Source organism: Trichocoleus sp. FACHB-591 (assembly GCF_014695845.1).
Classification (GTDB): Bacteria; Cyanobacteriota; Cyanobacteriia; order FACHB-46; family FACHB-46; genus Trichocoleus.
The window spans coordinates 1-16955 of sequence record NZ_JACJPA010000081.1; the positions used below are offsets into that span (position 1 = coordinate 1).

Annotated in this window: 20 protein-coding genes; 19 read left to right on the forward strand and 1 reads right to left on the reverse strand. The window is 47.8% G+C overall.

All coding sequences use genetic code 11. The features are described 5' to 3' along the window. Nucleotides 1–243 precede the first annotated feature (243 nt). The 19 genes from H6F90_RS14645 (at nt 244) to H6F90_RS14735 (ending at nt 16695) form a co-directional block, all read left to right on the forward strand. Nucleotides 244–444 carry a hypothetical protein gene (locus tag H6F90_RS14645; RefSeq protein WP_190553161.1) on the forward strand — a complete coding sequence of 67 codons (201 nt, stop codon included), beginning with the start codon at nt 244–246 and terminating at the stop codon, nt 442–444. 99 nt (nt 445–543) lie between these two features. Then, on the forward strand, nt 544–963 hold the full coding sequence (locus tag H6F90_RS14650; protein WP_190553162.1) for a hypothetical protein: 420 nt from the start codon (nt 544–546) through the stop codon (nt 961–963). 24 nt (nt 964–987) lie between these two features. Continuing rightward, nucleotides 988–1392, forward strand: a complete 405-nt coding sequence (locus H6F90_RS14655) for a hypothetical protein (RefSeq protein WP_190553163.1) — start codon at nt 988–990, stop codon at nt 1390–1392. A gap of 327 nt (nt 1393–1719) precedes the next feature. After that, entirely contained in the window at nt 1720–1947 is a 228-nt protein-coding gene (locus H6F90_RS14660; RefSeq protein ID WP_190553164.1) for a DUF2997 domain-containing protein, read from the forward strand. Between the two features lie 4 nt (nt 1948–1951). Next, on the forward strand, nt 1952–2590 hold the full coding sequence (locus tag H6F90_RS14665; protein ID WP_190553165.1) for a molecular chaperone GrpE: 639 nt from the start codon (nt 1952–1954) through the stop codon (nt 2588–2590). Continuing rightward, nucleotides 2587–4152, forward strand: coding sequence for an Hsp70 family protein (locus tag H6F90_RS14670; RefSeq protein WP_190553166.1), 1566 nt, complete (start codon nt 2587–2589; stop codon nt 4150–4152). Before H6F90_RS14665 ends, H6F90_RS14670 begins: the two co-directional genes overlap by 4 nt. Before the next feature lie 37 nt (nt 4153–4189). Further along, nucleotides 4190–4837, forward strand: a complete 648-nt coding sequence (locus H6F90_RS14675) for a GUN4 N-terminal ARM-like repeat domain-containing protein (RefSeq protein ID WP_190553167.1) — start codon at nt 4190–4192, stop codon at nt 4835–4837. A 9-nt stretch (nt 4838–4846) separates the two neighbouring features. Next, a complete protein-coding gene (locus tag H6F90_RS14680; RefSeq protein WP_190553168.1) occupies nt 4847–5422 on the forward strand; it encodes a WD40 repeat domain-containing protein in 576 nt (191 codons plus the stop codon). A gap of 114 nt (nt 5423–5536) precedes the next feature. Then, a complete protein-coding gene (locus tag H6F90_RS14685; protein ID WP_190553169.1) occupies nt 5537–6073 on the forward strand; it encodes a hypothetical protein in 537 nt (178 codons plus the stop codon). Nucleotides 6074–6097: 24 nt separating this feature from the next. Beyond that, entirely contained in the window at nt 6098–6805 is a 708-nt protein-coding gene (locus H6F90_RS14690) for a hypothetical protein (RefSeq protein WP_190553170.1), read from the forward strand. A gap of 15 nt (nt 6806–6820) precedes the next feature. Then, on the forward strand, nt 6821–7993 hold the full coding sequence (locus tag H6F90_RS14695; RefSeq protein ID WP_190553171.1) for a WD40 repeat domain-containing protein: 1173 nt from the start codon (nt 6821–6823) through the stop codon (nt 7991–7993). A gap of 88 nt (nt 7994–8081) precedes the next feature. Next, nucleotides 8082–9353: an STM4015 family protein gene (locus H6F90_RS14700; RefSeq protein ID WP_190553172.1), complete on the forward strand. Its 1272-nt coding sequence runs from the start codon at nt 8082–8084 to the stop codon at nt 9351–9353. Nucleotides 9354–9403: 50 nt separating this feature from the next. Beyond that, entirely contained in the window at nt 9404–10384 is a 981-nt protein-coding gene (locus H6F90_RS14705) for a WD40 repeat domain-containing protein (protein WP_190553173.1), read from the forward strand. Next, on the forward strand, nt 10385–11608 hold the full coding sequence (locus tag H6F90_RS14710; protein WP_190553174.1) for a HEAT repeat domain-containing protein: 1224 nt from the start codon (nt 10385–10387) through the stop codon (nt 11606–11608). 4 nt (nt 11609–11612) lie between these two features. Further along, entirely contained in the window at nt 11613–12749 is a 1137-nt protein-coding gene (locus tag H6F90_RS14715; RefSeq protein ID WP_190553175.1) for an STM4014 family protein, read from the forward strand. A 71-nt stretch (nt 12750–12820) separates the two neighbouring features. Then, nucleotides 12821–13678, forward strand: a complete 858-nt coding sequence (locus H6F90_RS14720) for an STM4013/SEN3800 family hydrolase (RefSeq protein ID WP_190553176.1) — start codon at nt 12821–12823, stop codon at nt 13676–13678. A 71-nt stretch (nt 13679–13749) separates the two neighbouring features. Next, nucleotides 13750–14475 (forward strand): hypothetical protein, encoded by a 726-nt coding sequence (locus tag H6F90_RS14725; RefSeq protein WP_190553177.1) that lies wholly within the window; start codon nt 13750–13752, stop codon nt 14473–14475. 19 nt (nt 14476–14494) lie between these two features. Continuing rightward, nucleotides 14495–15823, forward strand: a complete 1329-nt coding sequence (locus tag H6F90_RS14730) for an STM4012 family radical SAM protein (protein WP_190553178.1) — start codon at nt 14495–14497, stop codon at nt 15821–15823. A 17-nt stretch (nt 15824–15840) separates the two neighbouring features. Further along, a complete protein-coding gene (locus H6F90_RS14735; RefSeq protein ID WP_190553179.1) occupies nt 15841–16695 on the forward strand; it encodes an STM4011 family radical SAM protein in 855 nt (284 codons plus the stop codon). A 110-nt stretch (nt 16696–16805) separates the two neighbouring features. Here the strand turns inward: H6F90_RS14735 and H6F90_RS14740 are convergent. Beyond that, the coding region (locus H6F90_RS14740; protein ID WP_190550225.1) for a transposase at nt 16806–16955 on the reverse strand (150 nt) is incomplete at its 5' end.

A 16955-nucleotide genomic window follows, 5' to 3' on the forward strand; every position in this document is an offset into this window, starting at 1 on the left:
GCAAAGCTTGCAGGCTTTGACGTTGGTAGGGAGTCGGCATCCCATCGAGCAAGTGATAGATTAGTTCTTGGGCGTGGGCAAGAATGTCCATTGTTCTTGCGGTCTATTAGTTTCACGCCCTTTCTGCCACCTTTTAAGCCTTGGTGCAAGATCTGAGATCAGAGAGCTCAGCAAGAAAAGACCTGGGGTTTTTGTGCTCAGTGCGCTTATCCCCTGCAAAGTAAGGGCTGGGTGGGACGTCGGATGCTCACCCTCGTTGGCTGGGTAGAATGGAAACGGCGAGTTGGACGATGTCCGCATTATTGTTCAGGTAGTCAGCAGGCTCCCTTTGACCAAGAGTTGGGCATCGAGCCTTATCAGCAAACCTCGATGGAATTGATGCGTTTGGGGTGTCTCTTAGCTGTACTTCTGCCCTTCGAGTTAGCCACAGGGCTATTCGCTTAACCCAGTGGCGTTCATCTCAGTAATGCCACGCTTTGGCAGTGGGTACAAACCTTTGGCAAGCGAGCCACTCAGCATCTAGAAGCAGAACTGCAATCATGGGTGCAGGGACATCCACCTCAAGCTGAGCCGCTCGATGCAACTTTGGTGGCCTTGCCTTTGGTAATTGCCGCTGATGGCGTGACGGTGGCACTGCGTCCCACTCCTAGGAGCGCCAAAGGCAAGATTGTGTGGCGAGAAGTGAAAGTGGGCTTGCTGGCTCGTTTGGGTAGAAAAACCAATCGAGCGGGAAAAATCAGGACCGAGTTGAGGCAGCATCGCCTTGTTGCTGTACTCGGTACGATAGATGCCCTGCAATTGCGTCTGCAACTCGAAGCAGGGCGACAAAGCATTGAGAGTAGTTCACAAGTCGTGTGTATGAGTGATGGGGCACGGGGATTCTGGCGGTTGTATGAACAGAGCTTCGCACCCGGTGCGGTGGGCATCTTGGATTTCTACCATGCATCGGGCCATCTCTGGTGAGCCGCTCAAGCCTATGACCATACGGTGCCTCATCGCACTCCACAAGCGTGGTTTGAGCGGCTACGACATCAACTGCGTCACGGTTATGCACATCGCATTATTCAAGAACTCAACTGCTTGTTGCACTATCGCTCTACCCCTGAGTCTGCCAAACCCACGTTGCAACAAGTGCATGATTATCTCACCACTCATCAAGAGCATCTGCGCTATCGGGAATTCAAAAAGCAGGGTTGGCCGATTGGCTCAGGAATGGTTGAGAGTGCTTGTAAGGGGCTGATTGCTCAGCGCTTCAAAGGCGTTAGGATGCGCTGGAGTGAGGATGGTTTCAACTATCTGCTGCATCTGCGTTTAGCTTGGGTTAATCAGCGCTTTGATTCCTTGTTCTCCCAGGAGTCATTGACCTTATCCTCGGACTCCCCCAACCATTAGATGCGCCCGCTTCTCAACCTATGAGGAAATGCTGCCCCGGCTATAAACCTATGCCCAATCTGCTTTGATTTTACCTTCTCTAGAACGATAGAATCTATTGTTTTTTAGTACGAATGAACTATGAAGACAGTAGATTTGAAATTGTCTTGCTAATCTGGGAATCTTATTCTCTGGGTAATATGCAACTTTGAGGCAATTCATTGCTTTGCAGCAAACACATCTCCTAGCCTCATGTCATTGGGGAAAGCTAGATTGGCTTTAGCTGTTTTGCAGTAGCGTGGCTAGACACGTTGCATATGCTGAGCAAAATCAGATTGGGTAAAAGCAATGGCAGAGTATCAAAAGATTGAGTATCGCATTGGCAAAGACGGAAAAGTCACTGAAACGGTTCTCAATGGTAAAGGAGAATCCTGTTTGTTAGTGACCGAAGGCTTGGAGCGATCGCTGGGCGAAGTCGAGTCGCGGGATTTATTGCCAGAATATCATGACGATGCCGAGAATGCTGTTGGAGTTGATGCGGTAGCGGAACAATCACAAACTCTCCAGCAGGGTTAATCTCATGAATCTTGCATGGATTTTTAGCGGCGGGTTAGCGGCTGCTCTCGTTAGCTTAGGTGTCCTGTACTGGCGATCGCACCTTGCTGCCCAAGACACTCAATCTGCACTTCAGCATGATCTGGAAACGTTGAAACAAACATCGCAACAGATTCAGCGCGATCTGGAAAAGCAATTGCAGGAAACCAGCGAAACGCTACAAACGAGGCAGCGAGAAAAGGCAAACCTGGAAGACCAGGTAGAAGCTTTGAAGCAACAGTGTTTGCGCCTCCGCAGTTCCTTAGAACAGCAGACGACCCAGGTGCAGCAAGATACCCAGGTAGCTGCCTTTCAGCAAGTTCAGATGTTGTTGACTCAATACCCTAGTGTCCGGCGGATGGTGGAGGGCAAGCCCGATCTGCCTGCCCGAAATCTAGTGGCAATGTTTACGCCATTAGACAACCTGGTTCAATTTTGGGGCTGTCAGGCGATCGGCACTCCGTGGGAGTTAGCGGCTTATGATCCTCAATTGCACCAAGCAGATAGTTCCGATCTTCAGCCTGGTGAGCCAATCTACATCCGCTTCGTGGGTTACCGTCAAGGCGATCGCATTCTCATTCCCGCCAAAGTCAGCCGCACCTTACCTGCAGGAGCTACCGCATGACCGCTGTTGCGATCGACTTTGGCACGAGTAATACCGTGGTTAGCATTTTGCAACCTGATACCCAGGCACCAGAAACGCTACGATTTCCCAGCCTATCGCGTCTGTTTAGCTTTAGTGGGACAGAGAATATTGCAGTTGTACCCAGCCTGGTGTATGTTCGCGGTGCAGGAGATTTGGTGCTGGGAGAGATGGTGCGATCGCAGCGATTGGGACTGCAACAACCCCAGCGATTTTTTCGCACGTTTAAGCGGGACTTAGCAACAGACTTTCAGCCTCCTGCTCGCACCCTAGATGGACAGGTTTACGATGCTGCCAGTGTAGCAGTTGAGTTTCTGCTGCAAATCTGGCAAGCGATTCGAGCGCTCCAAATCGAGCCATCACTGCTGATTTTTACGGTACCAGTGGGAGCCTTTGAGCGCTATCTCAACTGGTTTCAAGATCTGGCGCTTAAGTTGGGATTCCCCGATGTCAAATTTGTCGATGAATCCACCGCAGCAGCCCTCGGTTATGCTGTACAGCGACCTGGCTCGACCGTGCTCGTGGCAGATTTTGGCGGTGGTACCTTGGATCTGAGTCTCGTTCGTACTTCTGCAATGGCAGGCGGACAAGAGGTCTTGCGAGCAGAAGTGGTGGCAAAGGCCGATAGCTATGTAGGTGGCGAGGACATCGATCGCTGGATTGTGGAAGATTATTTGCAGCAGATCGGCACACCTCACGAATCGTTAGGTGAAGTCGGTTGGCAAAATCTACTGGCGATCGCAGAACAGCTTAAAATTCGCCTTTCCAGCAGCGATGAAGCAAAAGAGAGCTGGTTTGATGAAGACCAACTGATGTACCACGATTTGAACTTGAGCCGATCACACTTTGAAACGCTGCTAGAGAATCGTCAACTCATTGAGCAACTGCGACAGGCGATCGATGAAGTGCTGGCATTGGGCTTTCGCAAGGGAGTGCAAAAGTCAGATATTGACCAGGTGTTGCTGGTGGGTGGAAGCTGCCAGATTCAAGCAATTCAGCAATTGTTTATCTCCTATTTTGGACGGCAGCGAGTTCAGCTCCATAAACCGTTTGAGGCGGTTTCTCATGGGGCACTGGCACTCACCCAAATTGCTGGATTGGAGGATTATTTGCGCCACGGTTATGCCATTCGGCTCTGGGAACTCTACTCTCGCTCTTACAACTATTTTTCACTATTTGAACCTGGCACGAAGTATCCCTGTAAACGAGCAGAACCCTTAACGCTGCAAGCAGCGCTAGAAGGGCAAACCGAGATTCGTTTGGATATTGGTGAGGTGGCTCATGTGACTGAAGCTGAAGTCACTTATGACGCACAGGGACGCATGAGCAGCGCTCCACTGCGACAACAAGAAACCTACCGATCGCTAGAGCGCAATCACGAGCAAGTCTGTATGGCCCGCCTGGAACCACCCGGACAGTTAGGCATCGATCGCTTAGCTGTGGAGTTTGAAGTTACGGAACACCGAATTTTAGTGGCAACTGTGCGAGATCTTCTAACGGGAAGGGTATTGGTGGAACGGGGGGCGATCGCTAAGTTGAACTAAACAGAATCAGAGCATTAATTGTAGTAGGGAAAGCTTCATGAATGACCAGACACAGCCGCAAAACAATGATGTGGTTCTCGGTGGACGGATGCCCCCTCTCCACCAGGGAGTTGTTTTAGGAGGATTGGATGGGCTTAAGCAACAGTTGGCAAGCCATATTGTAGATGTAAAACTTGCAGCTATTACACAGGCATCGCAACACGGTGAAGCTGGGCTAGAGTTACTCGTTCAAGTTCTCAAGCAGGAAACGTCAAGACAAATCCGCTGGGCAGCTTATTCAGTTTTAAGCTGTAGAACTGAACTAGAGATCAAAAATGCTATTTCTGAACATAGTCCCTACCGATTCTTTCGCCTTTTGTTTACTTTGGAAGGAAGTTATGTGCAAGGAACGGGTTCATACAGCCACATTTTTGTCATTAGTCCTGATTCACAGCATCTTGTTACCCACAGTCTTAATGAAACACTTAAAGTTTGGGACTTGAAAACGGGAAAGCTATTGAACTCATTTCAGGGTATTCGGCAAGGATTAAGTTTTGGTGGGGCAATGACCATCTACCCGGATGGACAAAATTGCTGTGTTGGATACTCTGATCACCGAATTGAAATCAAGGATTTAAAGACAGGACACACAACTAAAACTCTGAAAGGGAAAGCAAGCGATACAACGGCAATTGCGATCAGTTAGGATGGGCAAATGCTGGCTGTCGGCACTCAAAAAGATGGAGTAGAAGTTTGGGATTTGGAGGCGAAGCGATTGCAGCGTTTTGAGGTTAAATCTTGGTATACACGTTTTGTTGAATTTAGCCCAAATGGACAATTAATGATCAGTCAGGCTTATGACGTGATCAAGGTGTGGCATCGAGATACGGGAGAATTGCTTCATACATTGAGTTGGGAAAAAGGAGTACATAACCGCTGCTTGACTGCTCAAATTAGCCCAGATGGAGAGACTGTTATTGGTGTAGATAGCAGGAGTATTGTCCAGCAGTGGAACCTGAAAACAGGAGAACTGCTTCATAAGCTGCGGCTGAACGCGAGAGGTTCTCAAAGCGCTGCCTATAGCCTGGATGGACGAACTCTGCTTGAAACCTATCCCCTCGGTGAAATCAAGTTATGGAACTGGCAAACGGGAGAACTTCTCTGCTCAATGCGAGGACACAGCCACCATTACATTGCATCAGTTGCTTTTAGCCCAAATGGACAATTTGCAGTTACCGGTGGTAATGACGGCACGATTCAGGTTTGGGGACTTCCTTCAGAAAGCAAGTGATTGAAGGTGACTGAGTACAATCAAAACAGCACAAGTGCGGAGGGCTGATCACTAAATCAAACTGAGACAAAGCAATTCAGAGTAATGGACTTAATCATGTATTTAAGTTGATTTATGAGCGGGCTACCTGAACAACCAACAAATCAGGATGCTGTATTGGGTGGAAATTCTCCTGCGCCAATACAAGCAGCTGTTCTGGGAGGGTTGGCGAATGTGGAGACACGTCTAAACAGCACATCATTAGAAACAAAATTAGATGCACTGAGGATGTGTACAAGGTGCGGAGAACAAGGATTTAGACACATCATTCAAGCACTAGACGATCCACTTCCCAGAACACAATACGAGGCATACCTGCTGCTACGCAATCGCACAGAAACTCAAATTCAACAAGCCCTTGGGCAGCACAAATTTTGGCAGCACTTCCAGCGTTTGGATGGGCTTCCTATGGGGCATGCCACAATGTTTGCTAATCGAAAGGTTGAAGATTTCAATTCTCAACTTGGAGTTCAAGACCCGATCGCCACAGCATATGCATTAAGAATTCCTCGCTGGAGCTGGGAAACGCAGGAGGCTATCGAAGACAAGTTCATGGAGCTATTGATTGATCCTCAAACGAGCCAGCTTGAGGCGTTGGTTATTGGTTATTGAGGTGGTGTAAGTTCTGCTAAAGTAGTGGACTATCTTTTGTACACACAGGAATATCTACCCAATTTAAGCGCTTTATTTATTGGTGATATCGAAGACCAGGAGTATATGATCTCCTCCATTGAGCAGAGTGAGTTAAGTTATGTACTGGAGGTTTATCCTAAGCTAGAAATTCTTCAGATTCGAGGGGATGGAAGCCGTTGGGCTAGAGGGCTAAGGTTTAGTAAACTGCGCCACGACAACTTAATAGCCCTCACGATCGAGAGTGGTGGTTTGAGTCGAAATGTCATTTCAGATATTTGTGATTTAGAACTCCCTGCTCTGGAATATTTAGAACTGTGGTCAGGAAGCAATCAGTATGGAGCTGACTCCTGTATTGAGGATGTAATGCCAATCATTTCAGGCGAAGCCTTCCCGAACTTAAAGTACCTTGGCTTGCGAAATAGTGAGTACACCGACGATATTGCGATCGCCTTTGCTCAATCTCCACTGATGGATCGGCTCATTGAACTAGACCTCTCATTAGGCACTTTGAGCGATGCAGGAGCTGAGGTATTGCTTAGTTGTTCTGCAATTCACTCACTTGTTGCGCTGAATATTTCTGATTGCTATGTTCATCAAGTTCTGCCCCGTTTCTCAGAATTAGACTGCCAAGTAACTAGCGATCGCCAAAGAAGAATTTATAGAGAACCTGATGGTAGTGAGTACCAACGCTACTGCCTTGTGGCTGAATAATCTTAGTGAATTAACATGACTCATAGCCCTAATCAACCAAGACAAGATGATCTAATTCTGGGTGGTCAAGTACCGCCTACGGGCGCAGTTTTGGGTGGGCTGGCGGGAATCAGGCAGCGTTTAACCAGTGCTGTAGTAGAACATCAAATTGCAGCACTTTCTGAAACACTTCGCTATGGACAACCAGGAATAGACTTAGTGATTCAGGTATTACTGGAAGCAAAATTTCCGAACTCAGAGCAGCTTCAACCAATAGCTTACAGCCTGCTGTACGATCGCCCAGAACCCACCATTCAAGTTGCCCTCCGCACCTACAATCCTTACCCTTACTTTCAATGTCTGGCGACCTATAGCCATGATGGCTATTCATTTGTGCGATCAGTCATTCTCAGCCCAGATGGACAAACATTAATTAGTCGAGGGGACTTCACAATTAAAGTTTGGAACTTGAAGACGGGACGCATCATATTGACTCTGGAGCCACCTCTGCCTCCTGGGGATATCAGTGATGCGATCGCCAATCTTTATCCTCATCTTCGAATTTGGGGAATGCGCGATGGTGTCATTCCATATCATCCTGCAAATGATGATGAGTATCTAGCGATCTTTCCCGATGGACAAACGATCGCCACCTGTGGAAAGAATCGTGAGATCCTACTTTGGAACTGTCGCACTAAAATGGTAATTAGCAAATTAGTTGCGCACTTAAGTTTGGTGACTGCAGTTGCGGTGACTCCCAATGGACAAACGCTAATTAGTGGAGGGTATGATAAGACAATCAGAATTTGGGATGCTGTGGCTCATCAACTGTCAACAACGTTGGAAGCCCATACCGGAGAAGTTTGGTCACTAGCAGTTAGCACTGATGGTCAAACATTTGTAAGTGCCAGTGAGGATAGAACTATTCGAGTTTGGGATGTGCAAACTGGAGAGGAACGCTACACGTTAAGAGGACATACAGACAGCGTCAGTGCGATCGCCATTAGTATCGATGGAAAGATACTCGTGAGTGGTAGCGCAGATAGGACTGTAAAAGTCTGGAATTTACAAACTGGACAGGAACTCCAAACATTTACAGGACATACTCACTACATTATGTCAGTCGCGATTAGTGCAGATAAACAACGGATCGTCAGTGGTAGCCGAGATGGCACCATCAAAATGTGGGGGATACCATCAGTGGTTTAAGGTTACGAAAGATAATGCTTTGCAGATTCAGTAAGCAATCTTGGGAAACCTGCACAAAGTTTTCTGGCGTTCTTCTCCCTTCATCACCATGACTCATTCCAACTCTGATCCCCATGATTCTGATGCTGTGCTGGGTGGTAACAACCCTGCTCCCCGCCAAGGCGCGATTCTAGGAGGCATTCAAGGCATTCTGCAAAAACTGAGCAATCCTGATCTCACAATTCGCTTAGAAGCACTCGATCAAGCCTGGAGTTACGGAGAGGCCGGGCGAGTTTGTCTGGAACAAGCACTCGGCGATCACTCCAAAACAGTGCGACGACGAGCACGCTGGCTTCTGCGGCAGCCCAAAAATACTGAGGCTTTGCTGCTCCCGCGTCCCCTGTGGAACTTGAATGAGCGGCTAATTGCTTCTGTCAGTGATCATGTAACTCGCTTTGCCAATCGAACCGTTCATGAGGAATTTGTCCCAGGTGATTCATTGCAAAACCCGTCACAGTTTGCCTATGCGTTTCGCTGTGACTATGATTACAGCACGGATGATATGTTCGACCGCCTTAATACCTTGCTCAATACACCAGGCTCTGAGCAGATTGAGTCATTGGTGTTTGGCATGTGGGATGATGGGGAAAGTGTTTGTACAGGTGATGCGTCTTCGCAGAGATTTGTGGAGCAGTTGGTGTCGTTGCGCGATCGCCTACCCAACTTGAAAGCATTGTTCATTGGCGATATCCTCGGCGAGGAGTGTGAGATCTCCTGGCTGCAACAGAGCGATATGAGTCCCTTATTGCAAGCTTATCCACACCTGGAAATGCTGCAAGTGCGAGGTGGAATGGGCTTAGAGTTTGTACCTCCAGAAAATGCGCTGCATGAGCATCTGAAAGCACTTATTTTAGAAACAGGCGGATTAAGTCGAGAAACGGTACTGCAAATTTATGAATGGGATCTTCCAGCCTTAGAACATTTAGAATTTTGGTTTGGTAGTGAATACTATGGTGGCAATTGCTGGGAGCAGGATTTATCACCCATTTTAGATGACCTGATCTTTCCTAATTTGACCTACTTGGGCCTACGGAATAGCCAGTTCGCTGATGACTTAATTGATAGATTGGTGCGATCGCCCCTGCTGCCAGGACTGCAAGTGCTCGATCTTTCCCTAGGCACGCTTTCGGATGAGGGAGCCGCTAAGTTGCTGGAGTATGACGCAATTCGCGATTTGGAAATCCTCAATGTCTCAGCAAGTTATCTTTCGGGAGCCATGATCGATCAGTTGCAACCCTCTGGTATTCAGGTGATTGCAGATGATCAACGCACGATAGATGAGGAGTATGAGGACGAGCGCTATTGTGCGGTTTCGGAATAAGAAGTTGTCAATCAAGCAATCGGATTCACTTATTCGTGTTTCTATCAACCATGAGTCTTCTCATAGTTCCAACATTCGTTCTATTAAAATCACTTGAGCCTGCGATCGGTCCCATTAATGCTGTTGCCATAAGTCCGGATCGGCGTTGGGTTACCAGCGCTGGAGGCAGTTCAATCCATTGGCAATCTAGAGGCCCCCGCACATGGTCATTGCAACTGTATGACCTGACCGAACAAAAACTCTGGAATCTTGCAGAAGCAAACAAATGGCAACTTCACAAAGCTGATATCAATGTACTTTGTTTCAGCTTAGATGGATCGCAGCTTCTTCTGGGTAGCTCAGATTATCATACTCATCCAAGCGTTTCAGCTTGGGATGTTGGTGGCAGGTCTGCTCAGTTCGCGTTGAAACCGAAAGAGGGTTACACATTGGGTATCGCGGCTCATCCAGGCAGAGAAACATTTTTCACAGGCGGTGCCGATGGAATCATACGACAATGGTCAATCCAGGGAATTGAACGGGAGCAACGGAAATGGAAAGCTCATAATGGCACTATATTTACTCTATGCTTGTGCGCTGATAGGCAACACCTTTATAGCGGAGGCGAGAACTATGGAGAGCATATTATTCGAGTTTGGAATTGTGAGTCTGGCAAGGAAGTCATGGCATTACGTGGACATGATCACTCAGTGCGATCGATGGCACTCTCTCCTAACGGACAAACTCTTGCCACAGGCAGCGATCAACGGATCAAACTTTGGGATACAGCCACAGGCGAATTACGGCGATCGTTCTTTGGACATCCCGACTGGGTGCGTGGACTTGCAATCACCCCAGACAATCAATTTCTGATCAGTGCAGGTGATCCCAACATCAAGATTTGGGATTTGGCAACAGGACAGAAGTTAACCACGATCGCAGCGCACGATGCACCGATTCGATCGCTTGCCCTCAGTCAGGATAGCTCTCTGCTCGTAACAGGCAGTAGTGATGGTGTGGTAAAGATTTGGCAATGGCAAAAGGAGAATTAAATGTCTGAATTAACGCCACAGCCTCGCAGTTCTGATGCGATTTTGGGGGGTCAAACGCTTCCTCCGGTGATGGGTGCTGTCTTGGGGGGTCTGGCAGGAGTCAAGCAACGCCTGAAAAGTGAAACATTAGTGGCTCGATTATCAGCACTTAGAGAGGCGATCCAGTATGGCGATAGTGGAATTGACCTGGCAATTCAGGCATTGAGTGATTCATCTGAACCGGTGCGCCGCTTAGCCTGTCGCTTGTTGCGATCGCAGGGAGACGAACGGGGACGAGAAGCTTTACTGAATCATCAACCGCTCACCTATTTCACAACGCTGGCAGATTGGCGATTTGAAACCTACAATCCCCAGGTCGGCATCACCGATCCAGAAAATAATGCTTATGTGGTTCGCATGACCAATTCGGGACGGGAGCGATCGTATGATTTGAGCCAGTTTGAAGCGCTGCTTAAAGATCCAGGCGTGACCGAATTGCAAGCACTGGTGTTTCAGATTAACCACAACTATTGGGATCAGGAACATATCTTTGGCGTTGCGCTAGAAGCAATCTGTGATGCTCAAGCCAGGTTTCCAAATTTAAAGGGATTATTCGTGGGAGATAGTGAGGGCGATGGTCCAGAATTTCGTAAATCCAAAATTTATGTATTTGATATTCGCCCATTTTTAGAAGCGTTCCCTAAGTTGGAAGTTTTGCAGGTGTATGGACATTTTGGTAAATACCGATTGGAATGTGCAGGACTACACCATGACAAGCTAAAAACATTAATCATTGAAACAGCAGATTTACAACATGAGAATATTGAACAGCTTTGTGCAATAAACTTATCGGGCTTAGAATACTTCGAGCTATGGTTAGGACGCTGGCATCGATCGGCTGCTGAGGTCGCTAAAGCCATGCTCCCCCTTCTCTCAGGCTACGCTTATCCCAATTTGAAATATTTGGGATTGTGTAGCTGCGAAGATACGAATGGTTTAGTCAAAGAAGTACTAGAAAGTCCGATTTTAGAACAGCTTGCGGTGCTTGATTTAAAGATGGGAACGATGACCAGTGCAGGATTGTTATTGAATCATCCCAATCTGCAAAATTTAAAATTACTGGATGTCTCTGGGAACTGGCTTTCTGAAGGGGCGATCGCTCAACTTCAGCAATTGCCTTTTCTGGTTGAGGCCACTGAGCAGGATGTAGAAGAGGGTAGTCGCTATTTGGCACTGCATGAGTAATGCCATGCTCAATGTTGTTCTCATTGCCAATCCTGAAACTCGTCGCGTGGAACTCTTTCAGCAGGCGCTGACTCGAGCGGGCTTACCTGCTGCTGAACTGGTGCCCTATGAAGAACTGCTAGCGGGACGCTGTTTCCTGGATGAATGGGATACCCCCCATCTCTGGTTTCGCTTTGATGCCCCGGAACGCAATTTTGCTGTCGATCGCGCCTTTATTGCCGCAGGAGCAGAAGTGCATGATACAGGACAGCACCAGCGAATTGGGGCGATCGCAGCTTACCAATTACCCGCAGATAAAGGACGCATTCTCTATCCACGTCAATGGTATTTGGGCTGGCGACAGCGACTACGAGAATGGGCCAGACAAATACATGGAAACGTATTCAGTCACCCAGAAGACATCATCATGATGTTTGATAAGATTCAGTGTCAGCGTATTTTAGCCAATCACTCTATTCCAACTCCGCATTCATTAACGCATCACTTGTCCATCCTCAGCTATGAGCATTTGCGTGAACAGATGGATGCTCAAGACTGCCAACGAGTCTTTGTCAAACTGGCACACGGGTCTTCTGCTTCCGGAGTGGTTGCCTACGAGCGACGCAATCATTTAGAGCGAGCAATTACCACGGTTGAGCGGGTTGTAGAACAGGGTGAACTGCGCTTCTACAATTCTCGTAAAATTCGCCAGTATTCTGACCCATACGAGATTGCCGATATTATCAACTTTTTACTCAATGAATCCGCACAGGTGGAAGCCTGGATGCCCAAAGCCCGCTTGGAAGGACGAGAATTTGATGCGCGGGTGGTTGTCATTGGTGGCAAAGCACGACAGGTGGTTTTGCGGGTAGGCAATAGCCCAATGACCAACTTACATCTGGGGAACGATCGCCGCGAAGTCTCTGCCTTGCCGAAAGCACTATCATCTGAATATTGGCAGAAAATGCTCTATACCTGTGAACAAGCTGCTGCCTGTTTTCCGCACAGCTTCTACTGTGGCATTGATTTATTAATCGCTCCCAATTTGCGCGATCACTACATCCTGGAACTCAATGCATTTGGCGATTTGCTGCAAGGCATCACCTGGCAAGGATGGGATACCTATACAACTGAAATTGCCATGCTATTAGAACAAATTTGAGAAGTTTTGAATGTTGAGTTTTGAATTGGAGCCGACAAATTACAGATTACAAATTCATTCCAGCTACAACTATGGATAAGCCTCAAAATTACAAATCATCAATTACGAATTACGAACTACGAACTACAAATTACAACACAATCGTCGGTACACACGACATTATTTTCATCACCTTTGATACGCTACGATATGATGTCGCTCAATCTCTGTGGCAAGCAGGACGAACGCCTCATCTCGCTGCGCTTTTACCCAATACTGGCTGGAAAAAACGGCATTCCCCCGGTAGCTTCACCTATGCGGCTCACCATGCCTTCTTTGCCGGATTTCTGCCAACCCCCGTTACTCCTGGCCATCATCCCCGTCCGTTTGCCCTTCAATTTGAGGGAAGTGCCACGATCGCGCCTGAGACTTGCGTTCTCAACGGTGCCAGTCTGCCAGAAGGGCTAGCAAATCGAGGATATCGGACAATTTGCATCGGTGGTGTTGGTTTTTTCAATCAATGCAATCCGCTCGGCAAAGTTTTGCCTGGTTTGTTTCAGGAACAGTATTGGAGCCCAGAACTGGGTGTCACCGATCGCCATTCCACCGAGCACCAAGTTGCTCTCGCCTGCGATCGCCTCAACGTCCTTTCCTCAACACAGCGAGTTTTCCTATTTATCAATCTGTCCGCGCTCCATCAACCCAATTATTTCTATTTCCCTGGAGCAACCACTGATTCAATTGCAACTCATGCTGCTGCCTTGGAATACATCGATCGCGCGCTTGTTCCCCTTTGGCAGACTCTACGCGATCGCGCCCCTACCCTCGGTATCCTCTGCTCTGATCATGGTACAACCTATGGCGAAGATGGCTACACTGGTCACCGTCTCGCCCACCCCACCGTTTGGACCGTTCCTTACGCTGAAGTGCTCCTCAATTCATCACCATGAGGATTTGACGTGACAACCCTGGGAAGACTAGAGACAGGATAATCCTAAACCTTTTACCCTCTCTAAATCTCATGTCTAACGAAAAACCTACAGACCAAGAACTTGCTCAGAAATTACTGCAAACCATGCAGGAACTTTATACGGATCGGCATACCTTTCAACAAGTGGACTGCAAAATGTTTCGCCACGTCAATCAAGCATTTTATCGACGCACTCAAAAAGCACTAGAGAATCTAGGATTTCGCCAGATTGCGGATATTGAAGACGTCACTATTAGCCAAACCAATCCAGCCCATCGCACTTTTGTGCGAGTCTTATTGAGTAGCGATCGCACAACGGTAGGGGCCTGCTATCACTTTCCACTATCTTGGTTAGTGCGTTTGTTGCAGTGGATCGGGTTGGCACCGAAGGGTGGTAAGGCCATTGATTTGGAAAGTGAGTTGTTAGATGGCAGCTTTTTAGTGACGACAAACACGCTAGAAATAGATACCACAGGAGGTATCCCCAACATCCATCGGCAGCAATTTCCGCACAACACCTCAGCTGAACAACTTCTGACTCATCATTGTGAAACACTGCGAAAACTAAGCCAGCAGGGAATTCAACCTGTCAAGGTGAACAACTATGAAGAAATTGAAGCAGCACAACATCGGCTGCAAGCCCTTAAAAGTGGTTATCGTGCCTCTGTTGGTTTTGTCACAGATGAGGATATTGATAGAACAGCAAGAAGTCATCAGCAACAAGCCGCTGAAGTTTTGAAACAATCACTCCGAGATATGCGATCGCCATCAGAATAATTCTCATTGGTACTTCACGATGCCCCTCATTCCCTCCACTCAATCCCCCCTGCTAGCCCAATCTCCCTACCAAGCTTACATCTATGCCTATCCCCACAAAACGGCTTACCGTCCTTTTCCAGCGCGATCGCTCTCGGAAATTTGGTCAACCGAAAAACAAAATTCCCTATTTCTGTACATCCATATTCCGTTTTGTGAAATGCGGTGCGGATTCTGCAATTTGTTCACCACCATCAATCATAATGATGACTTTGTGAGTCACTATGTTTGCACCGTGCAGCGGCAGGCACAGCGGGTCAAAACAGCTCTGGGGAATGCCCAATTCGCTCGATTTGCTTTAGGAGGCGGTACACCCACTCAGTTGCCAATCGCTGCCCTAGAAGCGGTTCTGGATGTGGCAGAAGACACGATGGGTGCAGCCCTGAAAGATATTCCTGTCTCTGTTGAGGTGTCACCTGAAACGGCAACAGTCGAGAAATTACAGCTTTTGCGCGATCGCGGTACCGATCGGATCAGTATTGGTGTGCAGAGTTTTATCGATCGCGAAGTGCTGACGACCCAACGCCGTCAAACTGCTCTACAAGTGCAAACTGCATTGACCCGCATCCGCAAGACTGGGTTTCCGACTCTCAATCTTGATCTAATCTACGGGCTGCCTGGACAAACGGTAGACACCTGGTTGCACTCAATTCGCACGGCTCTCCAGTTTCAACCCGAAGAGATTTACCTCTATCCCCTCTATATCCGTCCCTTGACTGGATTGGGCATGTCCGATCGCCAATGGGAGGATAGCCGTCTAGCCTGCTATCAAGCTGGACGAGATCTTCTCCGAGCAGAAGGCTACACTCAAGTTTCGATGCGAATGTTCCGTAGTCATCAAGCGATTGAATCATCTAGCCCTGTTTACTGCTGTCAAGCCGATGGTATGGTGGGCTTAGGCTGTGGAGCACGTTCATACACGCGATCGCTGCATTACTCCAATGATTACGCAGTGAACACCAAAGAGATTCGCAGTATTATCGAACAGTATATAGCCTGTGATGATACCGCTTTTGAGCAGGCAGACTATGGATTTGAATTGAATCGAGAAGAACAACAGCGGCGATTTATCTTGCTCTCACTTCTGTCTGAGGAAGGATTGAATGGCTTGGCGTACAGGGATCGCTTTGGTAGTGATGTGCTCACCGACTTCCCTGAACTCCAGCACCTGATCGACTGGAATCTGGCACATTTACAAACCAATTTACTTGTCTTGAGTGAATTGGGTATTGAGCGATCGGATGCGATCGGCCCCTGGCTGTTTTCAGAAAAGGTGCAGCGATCGATGCAGACGTACCAATTGAAGTAATAATTTATTAAAACTCTATGCACCTCACCATTCTCTACCGAGGTTCCCTTGTAAGCTGCAACTACGGCTGTGAATATTGTCCCTTTGCCAAGCGCCAGCAGTCGGCTGCTGAATTAACTGTCGATCGCCAATCCTTAGAAAAATTTGCCAATTGGATTGCCGATCATCCACAGCATGAATTCTCGATTCTGTTTACACCTTGGGGTGAGGCACTCATTTATTCCTGGTATCAGCAAACGCTGGTTCATCTCTCCCATCTATCTAACGTTCGCAAAGTTGCCATCCAAACAAATCTTTCCTGTTCGTTAGAGTGGATTGAGCAGGCAAATCGCGATCGCCTTGCGCTATGGGCAACCTTCCATCCAGAGTGGTCAACGCTCGATCGGTTTTTAGAAAAATGCGATTACTTACAGCATTATGGGATTCGGTTTAGCGTCGGTGTTGTAGGATTTCCACGATTCAAAGCAGCGATCGCTACTCTACGACAACAACTTCCCAAATCGGTTTACCTCTGGATTAATGCTGTAAAAGCGGAATTACCTCATCTCCCTCCAGACGATCATGCCTTTTTTCAATCCATCGATCCCCTATATCACCTCAACACGCACCACTATCCCAGTCTAGGCAAATCTTGCCGCGCTGGAGAATCGGTAATTTCTGTGGATGGTGAAGGTACGATACGACGTTGTCATTTCATCAAACCTGCGATCGGCAATATCTACGATTCAGCGTTTGAAATGGCTCTGTTTGAACGCCTCTGTACCAACGAAACCTGCCATTGTCATATCGGTTACGTGCATCTAAATTACCTGGAGTTGGATAAGATCTTTGGGTCGGGCATTCTAGAGCGAGTACCGATCGCATACCAGTAATTAATAGAGTTGAGGATTGCCAATGTCAGAGCCATCCATGCCCAATGCTCAAGATCTAGTTTTGGGTGGTCAGATGTCGCCTCCCTGTAGTATAGCTGTCGCCACAAGAGTTAGGACGCGGCTTCCTTGAGGACTGTCTCCATCGCTTCACGCAAACTAGTAGCGCTGCGTCGTTGTTTGCGAATGCGGCCCTTTAACCATGCCCAACACTTTTCGATACGATTCAGGTCTGGTGAATAGGGCGGTAAGTAGACGACTTG